Origin of the sequence: Delftia lacustris (genome assembly GCF_040267515.1) — a bacterium.
GTDB classification, from domain to species: Bacteria; Pseudomonadota; Gammaproteobacteria; order Burkholderiales; family Burkholderiaceae_C; genus Comamonas; species Comamonas tsuruhatensis.
In genome coordinates this window covers 6,703,643-6,718,109 of sequence record NZ_CP141274.1, presented here as the reverse complement: position 1 = coordinate 6,718,109, position 14,467 = coordinate 6,703,643, and the positions used below count along the sequence as shown (strand labels likewise).

14 protein-coding genes are annotated in these 14,467 nt (G+C 55.0%); 5 read left to right on the top strand and 9 right to left on the bottom strand.

Annotated features, from left to right (window positions below; genetic code table 11):
- Nucleotides 1-15 precede the first annotated feature (15 nt).
- The 5 genes from U6958_RS32190 (at nucleotide 16) to U6958_RS32170 (ending at nucleotide 5,323) form a co-directional block, all read left to right on the top strand.
- Nucleotides 16-777: a WbqC family protein gene (locus tag U6958_RS32190; RefSeq protein WP_074920893.1), complete on the top strand. Its 762-nt coding sequence runs from the start codon at nucleotides 16-18 to the stop codon at nucleotides 775-777.
- Complete coding sequence (gene pseI / locus U6958_RS32185) at nucleotides 770-1,828, top strand: pseudaminic acid synthase (RefSeq protein WP_074920892.1); 1,059 nt, start codon at nucleotides 770-772, stop codon at nucleotides 1,826-1,828. The genes U6958_RS32190 and pseI overlap by 8 nt, the downstream gene beginning before the upstream one ends.
- Complete coding sequence (locus tag U6958_RS32180) at nucleotides 1,804-2,853, top strand: polysialyltransferase family glycosyltransferase (RefSeq protein ID WP_143044492.1); 1,050 nt, start codon at nucleotides 1,804-1,806, stop codon at nucleotides 2,851-2,853. Before pseI ends, U6958_RS32180 begins: the two co-directional genes overlap by 25 nt.
- 207 nt (nucleotides 2,854-3,060) lie before the next feature.
- On the top strand, nucleotides 3,061-4,167 hold the full coding sequence (gene glf / locus U6958_RS32175) for a UDP-galactopyranose mutase (protein ID WP_074920891.1): 1,107 nt from the start codon (nucleotides 3,061-3,063) through the stop codon (nucleotides 4,165-4,167).
- Between the two features lie 13 nt (nucleotides 4,168-4,180).
- Nucleotides 4,181-5,323, top strand: coding sequence for a glycosyltransferase family 4 protein (locus U6958_RS32170; protein ID WP_074920890.1), 1,143 nt, complete (start codon nucleotides 4,181-4,183; stop codon nucleotides 5,321-5,323).
- A gap of 4 nt (nucleotides 5,324-5,327) precedes the next feature.
- On the opposite strand, the gene U6958_RS32165 is transcribed toward U6958_RS32170, so the two are convergent.
- The 9 genes from U6958_RS32165 to sucD all read right to left on the bottom strand — a co-directional run bounded on the left by U6958_RS32165 (nucleotide 5,328) and on the right by sucD (nucleotide 14,456).
- Entirely contained in the window at nucleotides 5,328-6,545 is a 1,218-nt protein-coding gene (locus U6958_RS32165; protein ID WP_074920889.1) for a glycosyltransferase, read from the bottom strand.
- Nucleotides 6,542-7,426: a glycosyltransferase family 2 protein gene (locus U6958_RS32160; RefSeq protein ID WP_074920888.1), complete on the bottom strand. Its 885-nt coding sequence runs from the start codon at nucleotides 7,424-7,426 to the stop codon at nucleotides 6,542-6,544. The genes U6958_RS32165 and U6958_RS32160 overlap by 4 nt, the downstream gene beginning before the upstream one ends.
- A complete protein-coding gene (locus U6958_RS32155) occupies nucleotides 7,423-9,450 on the bottom strand; it encodes a hypothetical protein (RefSeq protein WP_143044491.1) in 2,028 nt (675 codons plus the stop codon). The genes U6958_RS32160 and U6958_RS32155 overlap by 4 nt, the downstream gene beginning before the upstream one ends.
- Before the next feature lie 54 nt (nucleotides 9,451-9,504).
- Complete coding sequence (locus U6958_RS32150; protein ID WP_074920886.1) at nucleotides 9,505-9,936, bottom strand: pilin; 432 nt, start codon at nucleotides 9,934-9,936, stop codon at nucleotides 9,505-9,507.
- 75 nt (nucleotides 9,937-10,011) lie between these two features.
- Nucleotides 10,012-10,446, bottom strand: coding sequence for a pilin (locus U6958_RS32145; protein WP_074920885.1), 435 nt, complete (start codon nucleotides 10,444-10,446; stop codon nucleotides 10,012-10,014).
- Nucleotides 10,447-10,668: 222 nt separating this feature from the next.
- Complete coding sequence (locus U6958_RS32140) at nucleotides 10,669-11,379, bottom strand: FHA domain-containing protein (protein ID WP_074920884.1); 711 nt, start codon at nucleotides 11,377-11,379, stop codon at nucleotides 10,669-10,671.
- 248 nt (nucleotides 11,380-11,627) lie between these two features.
- Entirely contained in the window at nucleotides 11,628-12,410 is a 783-nt protein-coding gene (locus U6958_RS32135) for a PP2C family serine/threonine-protein phosphatase (RefSeq protein WP_047474588.1), read from the bottom strand.
- A 294-nt stretch (nucleotides 12,411-12,704) separates the two neighbouring features.
- Nucleotides 12,705-13,397: a TerC family protein gene (locus U6958_RS32130; RefSeq protein WP_016449393.1), complete on the bottom strand. Its 693-nt coding sequence runs from the start codon at nucleotides 13,395-13,397 to the stop codon at nucleotides 12,705-12,707.
- A gap of 165 nt (nucleotides 13,398-13,562) precedes the next feature.
- Nucleotides 13,563-14,456, bottom strand: coding sequence for a succinate--CoA ligase subunit alpha (sucD, locus tag U6958_RS32125; RefSeq protein WP_016449394.1), 894 nt, complete (start codon nucleotides 14,454-14,456; stop codon nucleotides 13,563-13,565).
- Between the last annotated feature and the right edge of the window lie 11 nt (nucleotides 14,457-14,467).

Sequence of the window (14,467 nt, the reverse complement as noted above, 5' to 3'; positions counted from 1 at the left end):
CTGCATTGTATTTTCATGCGCATCGCCATACTTCAACCTACATTCCTGCCTTGGCTGGGATGGTTCGATATCGCTGATCAGGTAGATTCTCTGGTTTTGCTGGATGATGTGGCCTTCGCCAAGCGGTCGTGGCAGCAACGCAATCGATTGCGTACGGTCCGCGCGCTGGAATTCGCCACCGTTTCAGTTTTTACCAGCGGTCGTTATGGGCAGCCCATATTCGATGTACAGATTGCGGATGCCCAGTTCGCCGTCAAGCTTGAACGGACAATTGTCACTAATTACGCGCGGGCACCTTTCTTTCAGCAACTTTCACCATCATTTTTTCATGCGTTGCATGAAGGCGCGGTGGAGGGAAAACTATCTGCACTGAATCGTCACCTCATAGACTGGTTTTGGAAAGTGCTCGGCCTGTCTACTCCCATGTGTCTCAGCAGCAGCCTGAATATCGAAGGGAAACGGGGCCAATACATGGCAGCCTTGTGTGAAGCCTTAGGAGCTGACGAGTATCTATCTCCGCTGGGGGCCGAAGAGTACCTGCTGGAGGACCGGTCTGCCTTTGATCACAGAGACATCGGAGTCTGGCTTCATGAGTACTCGCATCCAGAATATCGGCAGGTTTTTCAGCCCTTTATTCCATATGCAAGCACATTGGACCTTTTGTTCAATGAAGGCCCGGCATCAATGGGAATTATCCGCTCGGGGCGATGTGTCGCACGGCCCCTTGGTGCTCGTGCAGTGAGCAATCCAGAAAAAGGGAAGCCAGATCATGTCTGAAATGAGAATAGGTGGCCGTGCCATCGGTTCTGGAAAAAAGCCATATGTAATTGCCGAGATGTCTGGAAATCACAATGGGTCTTTGGCGCGCGCGCTCGCTCTTGTCGATGCCGCCGCTTGCGCTGGGGTGGATGCCATCAAGTTGCAGACTTATACGGCGGATACAATGACCCTGAATCTGCGCGAAGGGGAGTTCATGGTCTCTGACGCGCATGGACTTTGGGCTGGGCGTAGCTTGCATGATCTTTACCAAGAGGCGCATACCCCCTGGGAGTGGCATGGCGCATTGATGGAGCGTGCTGCAAGCAATGGTATTGCCTGCTTTAGCTCACCATTCGACGAAACTGCGGTTGATTTTCTGGAATCCCTAGGGGTGCCTGCGTACAAGATAGCATCCTTTGAATGTGTCCACTTACCTTTGATAGAGCGCGTGGCGGCCACAGGGAAACCCGTGATTATTTCAACAGGCATGGCAAGCCATGCCGAAATAGATGATGCCGTCAGGGTCGCCCGCCTGGCAGGCTGTCAGGAACTGGCACTGCTCAAGTGCACCAGCAGCTACCCTGCCACGCCTGCCAACAGCCATCTTCGGACCATTCCGCATTTGCGTGACGCATACGATTGCGAAGTAGGTCTGTCTGATCACACTTTAGGAATAGGCGTTCCCGTGGCTGCGGTCGCATTGGGCGCGACTATTATTGAGAAACACTTCACTCTTGATCGCGATGATGGAGGGGTGGATAGTGCATTTTCGTCGGACCCCGCAGAGATGAAGCAATTGGTGGACGAAGTGGGGCGTGCCTGGGACTCTCTTGGTCATGTTCATGTCGGGCCCACCGAGGTCGAGATGGACTCGCTGATCTACCGTCGATCTGTTTATGTTGTGGGGGAAATGAAGGAAGGCGAAGAATTTACTTCCCAAAATCTGCGGTGCATACGTCCTGGACATGGATTATCGCCAAAATATCTGGGAATAGCTTTGGGTCGCCGTGCAAGCCGTAACATCAGTCGCGGCACGCCACTGTCATGGGATCTGGTTTCTCAGAAATGAACCTATTTTTATGCCACACCCCTCTCCATTTGCTGATCAGCATGATGGTGGCTTACAGGAAAAACGATCCCCAGAATACAATCTTTGTGGTTGTTGAGGATTCTCGGGGGCTGCATAGTTTGGCAGTGCAGCTGCTGAGAGATGGCATGGGGCGCCTCGTCATGCTTCCAGGGTCGGCAACAGCTGAAGGGCGGCTGCAGCGTACACTGATCATGCGCTCCAATGCGAGATTTCTATGTAGAGAATTCGGTCAGGTGGTCAGGTCGGTCTATCTTTTCCACGATCTTCGTCCGGAGCCTCAATCTCTTTTGAATATGAAGAGGTTCAAGAAAATTTCCGCAGACTTCATAATGCTGGAAGACGGTATTGCCTTGTATAGGCCTGGAGGAGTCATACCTTGGAGTCTTTTGGGCGTGCTGAAGCACAAGTTTGCTGCAGGACCTCATTGGATGAAGTTTGATGAATTGGGCCTGCATCCTAGTATATCGAGAATATGCTGTTTTTATCCCGATCTGCTTCGTGAAAATCTTCGTCCCCTACCGGTCGATACTTTGCCCAAAGATAGGGTTTTCATAGAAGATGTGAGGCTTCAGATGCCTCTGGAATTTTACGGGAAAAAAATAACGCTGATTGCTGTTCCATATGCTGATTCCGTTTCTTCGAAATTCATGAGAAACTTCTTGGATCCGATCGTCGAATATTGTCGAAAAAATGAAACCTCTCCAATTTTCAAGATTCATCCTAGGGACAAGAACGGTGCAGAGATATTGACGGATTTTTGGGGGGATCCTCTGTTTATGCCACAACATCTCCCTGCTGAGATGATTCTTTTTTCGGGGCTGAATATTCATTCAATTATTGGCTCGAGAACTTCGACGCTACATATTGCGAAGTTCCTGTTTCCTGAGATATGTGTTTTTCATTATGATGAGATGCTTGATGAAGATGGCAGAGTCTGGATAGAATTTCTGGATCATGTAGGTGTTTCATTGATCTACAATCATTCTGAGCTGCTGCCTGCTTGAGTGGATTAGCGATGGATGTGAGAGTGTTTGTTGCGGTGGCGAATGGCAATATATGGGCTGTATTTGATGATCCGCTTCGTATTGGAGTATATCTCTGGGCGGATTTTTAATTGTTGGCAACACCTCCATAGGCCGTGCTTCTGAGTAGAGAGCTTTAATGTCTTGCTGGGTGTAATGTAAGCGCGATGAGGGATCGCATATTTAGTCATGAATGATATTCTTGTCGTCGGCGCGGGTTTTGCCGGTAGTGTGATGGCCCGTGAAATGGCTGAACGCGGGCATCATGTCTGTATCATAGATCGGCGCCCCCATGCCGGCGGTAATGCCTATGATGAATTGGATGAAAAGGCTGTGCTGGTTCATCGCTATGGACCTCATATTTTTCATACCAATAGCGAGAAAGTTTTTCAATACCTCTCGCGCTTTACCGAATGGCGGCAATATGAGCACCGTGTGCTTGGTGTGGTCAACGGCAGGAGCTACCCCTTTCCCATCAATCGCGACACATTGAATCTTTTGTATGGATTGCAGCTTGATGCTGCCGGCGCTGCTGGATTTCTTGAAAGCGTGCGTATACCGCGTGATCCCATACGCAGCAGCGAGGATGTAGTTCTCAACAGCGTGGGGCGGGATCTGTACGAGAAATTCTTCCTCAACTACACGCGCAAGCAGTGGGGGATGGAGCCTTCAGAGTTGAAGGCTGGCGTCGCAGCTCGCATTCCCGTGCGTACAGATACCGATGACCGGTATTTCACGGACAGTTTTCAGGCCATGCCGTTGCACGGCTATACACGCATGTTTGAACGCATGCTCGACCATCCAAATATAAAAATTCAGTTGGGCGTGGATTTTCTCGAAGTAAAGTCTCGCGGCGAATTTGCGCATGTGGTGTATACAGGGCCCGTTGACGCATACTTTGGTCATTGCTTCGGACCCTTGCCTTATCGCTCTCTGCGGTTTGAGCATGATCATTTGGAAAAAACGGAATATTTCCAGGATGTCGGAACAGTAAATTATCCGAATGAGCATGATTACACGCGTATTACAGAATTCAAGCATTTGACCGGCCAACGGCACAGCGGAACGTCGATTGTGCGTGAATACCCACAGGCTGAGGGTGATCCCTATTACCCCATCCCCAGTGACAGCAGCGAAGCGCTGTTCAAACGCTATCAGGCCCTGGCCGATGATGAGAGTGGTGTGACCTTTGTGGGGCGGCTGGCCGAGTACCGCTACTACAACATGGATCAAGTGGTAGCGGCAGCACTGGCTGCATCACAGCGCCTGTCGCAGCAGCTGATGAGCGGGGACTGAGCCTGGAGTGACAATGCGCATCGCTTTTCTATGCAAACGCCGCTATATGGGCAAGGATGTAATCCTTGATCGCTACGCGCGGCTCTATGAAATCCCACATCAACTGGCATTGCTGGGGCATGAGGTCCGCAGCTATTGCCTAGACTACCATGCCGGGCAAGCTAAGGCCACGGGACCGTGGCGGCATGAAACTGAGGCCGGCAGCCTGGCTTGGGCCAGCGAGTCGGTCCACGGGCTTCTGCTTCCGCGACTGGCGCTATACCCGTGGCATCTGTTGGATCAACTGAAGAAGTTTCGACCCCAGGTGCTGGTAGGGGCATCCGATATTCCACATGTGGCGTTGACTCGTTGGCTGGCCAAAAGGCTGGCCCTGCCTTATGCAGTGGATCTTTACGACAACTTCGAGGGCTTTGGCCAGGCGCGCATTCCGGGCTTTGTTCCTGCCTTGCGCAAGGCCACTCGCAATGCTTCGTTGGTCGTGACAACCAGCGAGCCGTTGCGGCAGATGGTTTTGAAGGACTACGGTGCCAGAGGGCAGGTCATTTCCATGCCCAGTAGCGTCGATCTTCAGGTTTTCAACCGAGGCGATAAATCGGCAGCACGCCAGCGTCTGGGCTTGCCTGAAGACCATGTGCTGATCGGCACGGCAGGAGGGCTGCACAAGGACAAAGGTGTGGAGCCGCTGTATCGGGCATGGGAGAGCATCGCTGCCCGGCACCCCACTGCACGCCTGGTTCTGGCCGGCCCCTATCGGCCCGAACTGCCCCCACCTCAGGGAGATCGCGTCCATTACCTGGGCCATCTGGACCACGCCCAGGTCGCGGACCTGTTCCGGGCGCTGGACGTGGGTGTCATCTCCATTTTGGATACACCGTTCGGACGCTACTGTTTTCCGCAGAAAGCCTATGAAATGCTGGCGTGCGGCCTCAATGTGGTGGTGGCGGACATTGGCGAGATGTCAGCACTGTTCGCCCCGACGCCGCAGATCATGTTTCCACCGGGCGACGCCGAAGGCTTGGTGCGGGCTTTGGAAAATCAACTGAGCATGCCCACGGATTCCAGAATTGCGGTGCAGGGCTGGCCGGACCTGATCGCGGGCATAGAGCCGATTTTGCTGCGTATGGCGGCACAAAGCACTGCTTCAAACCGCACCTGACGACCTAGTGACAGGCTTGCTTGAGCAACTGGCTGTAGCGAGCTGCCACATGCTCCCAGCCCAGCTGCTCCAGCAGCGCTGCGCGCATGGCCAGTGCCTGCCTGGCTGCATTCTCTGGGGCCTGCAGACGGGCCAGAATCGCTGCCGTCAACGCGCCACTGTCATGTGGATCGACCATGCATTCTTGTGCATGCATTCCGAAGATGTCCTGCAGCCCTTCCACATTGCCCGCGACTGCCGGACAGCCACAGGCCACAGCCTCCATGAGTGCGACGGGCAGGCCTTCTTGGTCGCCGGACTCGGCTCGCACAAAGGGCGCGACAAAAAGCGCAGCGCTCTGATAAAGCTGCGGCAGATCCTTCTGGGCGACTGCGCCCAGGAAGCGCACGCTGTGCTGAAGACCCAACTCGGTTACCTGGCGTTTGAGTTGTGACTCATCCGGACCGAAACCTGCGATCGTCAAGTGAAGGTCGGGTCGGACCTGCAGGAGAGCGGGAAAGGCGTCAAGCAGAAAACTCAGCCCCTTTTTCTCGACGAGCCTGCCTACAAACAGCAGCTCATTGCGTGAGCGCAGCGCTGCATTGCCTGGGACGAAGCGCTCTGCCATGTCCACGCCCATGGGCACGACAGAGACTTTCCCCGTGTCACCTCCCAGTTGTTCCACTGCGGCTCGCATGGCGCTGCTGACCACGGTGCAGGAATGGGCCTGACGCAGCACCATGCGCTTGATCGCCTGCAAAGGCCGGCTGCGCAGCGCATACAGGTCGGCCCCATGTGAGGTTACGACAAAGGTGGGCTTGGACCCCGGCAGACGCTGCAGCATTGCTGCGATAAGGCCTTGGGGAATCAGCCAGTGAGCGTGGACGGAGGCGATCTTGTGCTTCCGGCACAGCTGCCAAGCCTGCCAGGCCTGCATCAGAATGAAGCCCGGCACCAGCAACAGCTTCCAGCGGTGATTGCGCAGATTGGTCACAATGCCGCCGTTGGTCACCAGGGTCTGCAGGCGCTCCGGGGCATAGCGGTAGCGAATGACTTCCACGCCATCCATGGTTTCTGTTGGCTTGGCTCCCGCTGCATGAGGGCAGAGCACGATGACACGAAAGTCTGAGCAGAGCCTGCGTGACAGTTCATGGACAAAGCCTGGCTCCGGATCGTCTGTCCATCGCGGGTATGTAGAAGCCAGTACAAGCAGAGCTGGCTTGGGGCTGGGGCCGATGTTCACTTTCTATCCTGATACATCAGGGCGGTGATCTGCTCGGAAATCAGCCCCATCAAAAACACCATGACGCTGCCGCTGTAGAGCAAGGCGCTCATATTGGTGAAGCGTCCCTGGTGCCACCAAGTCCAGCCGTACCAGCCGGAAGCCAGCAGGAACATGCTCAAGGCGACCGGTGCGAAGATCTTCAGTGGCGAGAACAGGGTGCCGATCTTGAAAATAATGAGTATGAAGCGAGCGCCGTCTCGTAGCAGTCGGATGTGACTCTTGCCGACGCGTTTGGCTGCATGAATGGGAACATAGGTCACGGAATACCCCGCCCGGAAAAAAGCCATGGTACTGGTGGTCGGATACGAAAAACCATTAGGCAGCAAATATAGAAACTCGCGGAACTTGCTGGCGCGTACCGCTCTAAAGCCCGAAGTCAAGTCTTCTACACGATGGCCTGTCATCCATGTCGCCAAGCGGTTATAAAATCCATTGGCCAAACCGCGTCCAATGCTCGCCTGCGATCCCTTCTGCCTTGCTCCAACCGCCATATCATAGCCTTGTTGGATTTTTTCCAGCAGTCTGGGAATATCTGCTGGATCATGTTGGCCATCTGCATCCAGAAATACGATGATGTCCCCGCTGGCCTCACGCGCGCCAGACTTGATGGCCGCGCCATTACCCTTTCCGTAAGGATGGGAAATAACTTTTGCCCCAGCTAACTCAGCGACTTCTGCCGTGTTGTCTGTGGATCCGTCATCAACAACCAGTATTTCAGAGGTTGGGAAGTATCGTCTTATCTTCTCAACCGTCATGCCGATAGCTGCTGACTCGTTCTTGGCAGGAAGGACAAGGCTGACGCAAGAATCATCTCTTTTTGATGAGTATGGATTGGTCATAGGGTTTTGTCCTGTGACGTTAACTTCTTAAGTAAGTTATTTTCTCTCTCTATTGCACTCGAATACTGTCTCAGTCGATCCAGATTTTTTGCGATAGACAGTTGCTCCTGGGAGTCCTTGAATTTTCCATTGATCCTTAGGATTTGAGAGTAAACGATTCTTGTGCTCGCAGTATCGAAGTGTGAAATTGCCTCCTCTACAAGGCGCTGAGCGAAATCCAGGTCATTGGCTTTTGAAATCGAGTACTCAGCAGCAAGCTTCAGGATCTCACCTTTGGCAATTGCCGGCAGCGTGGGGTTCTCCACTGGTGCCGTGATGACGGCAAGCGCATCCATGTCAGTCAGACTGCAAATGCCACTGTTCTGACATTGAATAAATGCATTGATATGTGCTGTAGTGCTGGCTTCCCCTGGATATTCCTTGAGGCTGGCTATCAGTGATTTCACAATATCCCTGGTGTCTGGATCGCGATGCTCTGCCTTGGCGAGAGAGAACTCCACTGCAAGCAATCCAAAATATGGAGAGACTGACTTGCTTCTAGAGTTGACGGCTGCCAGGAATGAAGATTTGGCCTCTTCCAGAGCTTGAGACTTATTGTCCGCATGCTCGGCAAGCGAAAGCAAGTCCCCTGCACGTTGGTAGTTGGCACGCATTGAGAGTGGATGCCGTGAAGCCTCCATTGCGGAAAACTCAAAGGGCGAGGACCATTCCAGTGCGCGAACTGATGTGGAGATAGGGAGAAGTATTAGGTACGGCACCAAAAGGAAGCGTAACTTGCTTCTGGATTTTTGGAAAAATTGGACGGTAAACCAAGATACTGCAAGGCAAAATCCAATGGTTGCGAAGTAATTTCTATGCTCATGCACCAACTCCAATGGGTAAAAGCTGGATTCCATGCTGTGGCTAAAAATAAACCATAGCCATGAAAATGCAATGATTGGATATTTTTTTTTCGATAGAAAGCAGAAAATGCTGATCAATGAGAGAAAAATGATGGACCAGAAAGTCGTCAATGGTTGAAATATTGAACGAGATATCTCAATGTCATCGTGATAAAGAGACATTCTGGATATTTGTGGGAGAAAAAATTCACCCAGATAAAATGAGATGGCTCTGGTTTGTGTCAAGAGACGTTCGTAAATGGAGAAATCTCTATTTGGGACTCTGATGTTTTTTGCGACCTCGGGTGCGATCCATATGACAATGAAGATTGAGAACAGAATAATTGAGTATTTTGTCCATCGATCCATGGATAGATGGAGCAGGTGAATAGATTTGCCGTTCACCTTGAATTCAAACAAATATAATTCAATCAGAATTATGAGGGGGATGAATAATATTCCGTTTTCTTTGCTGAAAACGGAAAGGACAATGAAAAATACAACAGATGTATATTGAAATATGGTTCTCTTCGCACTTGAGCGAATATAGGTCGCAAATGCACTATGCATGCGAGCATTGACATATATGGCTGTTGCTATGATTCCGAAGAGAGCGGCCAAGCTGGTCATCCGCTGGACAACATAAAGAACGCTGGTCAGATTCAAGGGATGAAGCCCCCATATGGCTGCTGTGAGCAAGCTTCCCCAGATGACTAAATTTTCATCTTCAATAGAAAACTTGCGGAAATCTCTTTTCCAGAGCAGGGCTATGAAAAATCGATGTGCCAGCAACCCTATCCCAATGGTGCAAAGAATATGGATGAATATATTTGTCAGCTTGAGGTGCCAGGGATTCATCCCGCCAAAATATATATTCAAAGAGAAGCTGACAATGGAAATCGGGCGAAGCAACGGCCCTGCATTTCCGGACAAGGCCACTCGGTAAATTTCTGAAGCGGACAGATTTTTCAAAATAATCTGCTCGCTTTCGACGATATTGGGAAAATCGTCGAAAACAAAGGATCCAGACAACCCTGGTTGATAAGCAAGAAAAATCAGGAGCAACAATACAACCCATGCCGCCAGAGACTTGCTAGATAATCTTTCGGATTGAATTGATTGCCGGTGCGAGGAAATTTTCATTTACATTTTTATTCAATGCTTATAAGGCATTGATGAGCAGATTCTTTGGAAATACTAGCGACATTCAGGGGGAAGAAATTTTGCTTGCAGGGTGGTTCCTGCAGAAGAATCGCACCGCCAAAGAACCGAATCGCCTGAATTTATTCCTTTGAGTACTATCTTGCCCCCGCCAGGAGCAGAAATGCTGCGAATGGATGCAATGATAACGCTGCCATCGATTTGCACGGATTTCACACTTGTGCCCTGTATGGACGCCGGTTGTGCCAGGCCCGCCTCCTGATTGTTGGAGGGCCACACATTTTTGCTGAGCCGGTACTCAGTCACAGACGCCTTGGCTCCACTCATCAGTGTCAGTGCCTCCGACATCTTGGCACGTATCGCATAATCCTGGTAGTTTGGAAAAGCAATTGCCGCAAGAATTGAAAGAATTGCGCAAGTTATCAGTAGCTCAACCAAGCTGAAGCCTCTTGATTTTATTTTAGTCATCTAGGCTCCATAATTGAAAAGGCGCATCGCCCTGTAGGGGATGCGCCTGAGGCTTTTAATACCGTTGGTACTAAATTAGCGGCACTCGCTTGGCAGGAACTTGGAATTCACGCTGGTGCCACTGACCGCAGCCTTGCAACTCCAAGTTACGCCACCAGCAGTAGGCGATGCCTTCAGAACCACATCCTTGCTGCTGCCCTCGATGTTGGTACGTACACGGGCCGTAATCTTGCTCCCAGCCACAGTCACGCTGGAAACGCTGGTGCCATTGATGGAGGCTGCGGCAGCAAGGCCAGCCGATGCATTGTTGCTGGGCCAAGAGTTGTTCGTGGAATAGTACTCAGTAATCGCGGCCTTGGCGCCGCTCATCAGCGACAGGGCTTCCGAAACGCGGGCACGCTTCGTGTAATCCTGATAGGCCGGCAGCGCAACCGCTGCCAAGATGCCGATGATCGCCACAACGATCATCAATTCGATCAAGGTAAAACCTTGCTGGATGGAACGCTTCATGAACTTCTCCTCATAGGGGTTGATTGCATGCTCTACTGAGCAAGAGCCGTGCCAGTCGCTCCAGGGGGCCAAGGTCCAGGTCTATGTATGGTTTGGTTGCAACTGACACGGTTGGACGCCATTCTCTGACAAATTGATCCACTTGTTGTGACGTTTTTGTCAGAGATCGTGCGCTTGCTACAGACGTCACGCGAGGCTTGTCGGCGGGGTCGAGCTGGTTCCTTACGCCACCAGGAACTGCATCTGCGTGCCTGCCAGCTCCACCGTGTCTCCGTGCTGCAGTGGCATGGGGCGGCGGCCGATTTCCTGGCCGTTGAGCTTGAGGCTGAGGGCATCACCTTCCAACTGGGCGAGCACGAAGCCGTGGTGCTTCTGGGTGATGGATGCGACGGCCACGCCGGGCTTGCCCAGGGTAGTGACGACTTTGACCAGCGGGACTTCGCGGCCAGCGGCGTTGCCGTTGAGCATGCGGATGGCAGCCTGGCGCGTGGCCAGGCCGGCCATCGAAGGCGGCAGGGTGTGGTCGAAGCCTGAGGGGGTCTGGGTGCTGAACTGCGATGGCAGGTCTTCCGCCAAGGGGGCTGGGCGGGTTGCCTCCACTGCTGCGGCAATGGCCGCCAGTGCCGAGCGCGAGGAGGCGCTGACCTGCTGCTGCACGAAGCGGATCTTGTACTTGCCGATGTCCAGCAGGTCGCCGTGGCTCAGGGTCTGGCGCAGTATGGGCTGGCCGTTGACATAGGTGCCATTGGTGCTGCGCAGGTCTTCGATGATGACGGCACCGTCGACGATGCTGAGCACGGCATGCTCCCCGCTGACCGCGAGGTTGTCGATGACGATGTCGTTGTAGGGGCGGCGTCCCAGCGTGGTGCGCTCCTTGGTCAGCTGCACTTCCTTGATGACGGCGCCGTCGATGGAGATGACCAGGGTCGGCATGCTCAAAATTCCTTTGTTATGCCCGGCTTGCACTGCACTGGGTGATCCGGAGCTGGGGTCTATCCAACTATTATGTCTGCGGCCCGGGCACGCCGGAGTCCGTCATCGTATTTGATACAGGCTATGGCTTGTCTTTGACCGATTGTTGGGTGCGCAATCATTTTTGACAATTGGAACCTGGGGTTTTTGTGCACGCAAGCGCGTCCATCGGATGGGTTCTGCCGTCGATCCCTGCGCTCTGTCTGGGCTCAATCGATGGCAGCGCAGGCGGCAGAGGGCGGGTTGGCCTGGAGTTCGATGAGCGCTGCGCTGATGTTGTCGTTTCCGCCTGCTTCATTGGCGGCCGTGAGCAGCGAGGTCAGCAGCACGGGCAGCGGGCTGGACTGCTTGAACAGGGCGGCAATGGCGTCGTCATCGAGCATGTCGGTAAGGCCGTCGGAGCACAGCAGGATGCGGTCGCCAGGCTGCAGCGGCCATTCATTGAAGTCGGGTGTGACGTCCTGGGTCACGCCCAGGGCCTGGGTGAGCAGGTGGCCCAGGCCGGACTGCCGGGCTTCGTGGTCCTGGATGCGGCCTGCATCGATTTCTTCCTGGAGCCAGGTGTGGTCCCGGGTCAGGCGCAGCAGTTGGCCATCGCGCCATCCATAGGCCCGCGAGTCGCCGAGGTGGGCCAGCATCAGCAGGCCGGGCAGCAAAGCGGCTGCGATGACGGTGGTGCCCATGCCGCGGCAGCCGGGTGTTTCCTGGGCGGCGGTGAGGATGGCGGCGTTGGCCAGGTTCAGGGCATTGGCAAGTGACTGCTGCAATTCCTGGCGGGCCTGCGGCGTGTTGGCCACGGGCGCCTCGGTGGTGGTGCTTTGCAGCGCCACGGATACCAGACTAATGGCCATGGCGCTGGCGACTTCGCCGGCGTTGTAGCCGCCCATGCCATCGGCCAGCACGGCAATGGGCCAGGGCTGGGCGCTGGGGTGGATGGTGACGGCGTCCTCGTTGTTGTCACGGCGCCGGCCCACATCGGTGCGTGCAACCATGGCGCAGTACTGGGCAGGAGCTTGCTGCAGGGTGGGTTGGTCCGGGATTTGGGGGGCGCTGGGCATGGTGGCAAAGGACGGATTCGGCGGTGGTGCCATCAGTCCCTGGTGTGCAGATGCAATGGTGAAGACCGGTGCACAGCGTAAATGAAAACAGTGCGCGCAAGTGCCCGGAATGCGCGGGCGCAACGGCTCGTCAGCTTGACGCCACATCAAGATGGGTCCTCACAAAGCAAAAACGCACTGCCGGGGCAGTGCGTTCGTGATGCGGCGAAGGTGCTGCCTGCGGCAGCGTCAGGCCTGGGCTGCGTGCTTTGCGCCTGAGCGCGCCTGCAGGAACTTGCCAATGCCCACGACCAGCACGGCGCCGGCTGCGGCCGCCACATAGTGCAGCCAGGGGTGGCTGATGGCGTAGCCGTGCAGCAGGCGGTCGTTGACGATGGTTTCTCCGCCGACCCAGCCGATCAGGGCGGCGCCCAGCGTGATGATGACGGGGAAGCGCTCCATGAGCTTGATCATCAGCGTGGAGCCGAAGATCACCAGCGGGATGCTGATGGCCAGGCCCAGGATCAGCAGGACCATGTTGCCCTGCGCAGTGGCGGCCACGGCGATCACGTTGTCCAGGCTCATCACCAGGTCGGCGATCAGGATGGTGCGGATGGCGACCATCATGCTGCCATGGCCCTTGGATTCGCCTTCATCATCTTCTTCGCCGGTCAGCAGCTGCAGGCCGATCCACAGCAGCAGGCAGCCGCCCACGATCTGCAGGAACGACAGCTCCAGCAGCTTGGCCGCGACCACGGTCAGGATGATCCGCAGCACCACGGCGGCGCCGGAGCCGAACATGACGGCTTTCTTTTGCTGTGCGGGGGGCAGCGAGCGTGCTGCGAGGGCGATGACGACGGCGTTGTCGCCAGACAGGATGATGTTGATCCAGACGATCTTCAACAGGCCGATCCAGAAATCGGCGCTTTGCAGGTATTCCATGGTTTCTCCGCTGTTATGAGTTGAAAAGCGCCAGGGCGGTAGCCTCTGGCGCTTTTTCTTTTTTGGAGTCGTCAGTGTAGGGCGGACTTGCCGCCTTACCGATTCGTAATTCTGCGTAATTTCTTCCTGGAGCGAACCCTGGATGTCACGCAGAACCGGTGCCGCTTAGATCAGGCCCTTGAGCAGGCGGCCCATTTCGGAGGGATTGCGGGTGATGACGAAACCGCACTCTTCCATGATGGCCAGCTTGGCGTCGGCCGTGTCGGCGCCGCCGGAGATCAGCGCGCCGGCGTGGCCCATGCGCTTGCCGGGAGGGGCGGTGACACCAGCGATGAAGCCGACGATGGGCTTTTTCATGTTGTCCTTGCACCAGCGGGCAGCTTCGGCTTCGTCGGGACCGCCGATTTCGCCGATCATGATGACGGCGTCGGTGTCGGGATCGTCGTTGAAGGCCTTCATCACGTCGATGTGCTTGAGGCCGTTGATCGGGTCACCGCCGATGCCCACGGCCGACGACTGGCCAATGCCCAGTTCGGTCAGCTGAGCCACGGCTTCGTAGGTCAGCGTGCCGGAGCGGCTGACCACGCCGACGCGGCCCTTCTTGTGGATGTGGCCGGGCATGATGCCGATCTTGATCTCGTCGGGCGTGATCAGGCCGGGGCAGTTGGGGCCCAGCAGCAGGGTGCGCTTGCCGCCTGCAGCTTCCTTGGCGCGCATCTTGTTGCGCACTTCCAGCATGTCACGGACGGGGATGCCTTCGGTGATGCAGATGGCCAGGTCCAGGTCGGCTTCCACGGCTTCCCAGATCGCGGCGGCAGCGCCTGCGGGGGGGACGTAGATCACGGAGACCGTGGCGCCCGTGCCTTGTGCGGCTTCCTTGACGGAGGCGTAGATTGGCACGTCGAAGATCTTTTCGCCGGCCTTCTTGGGGTTCACACCGGCCACGAAGCAGTTCTTGCCGTTCGCGTACTCGATGCATTTTTCCGTGTGGAACTGGCCCGTCTTGCCCGTGATGCCTTGGGTGATGACCTTGGTGTCTTTATTGATGTAGATAGACATGGTGTGTTCTC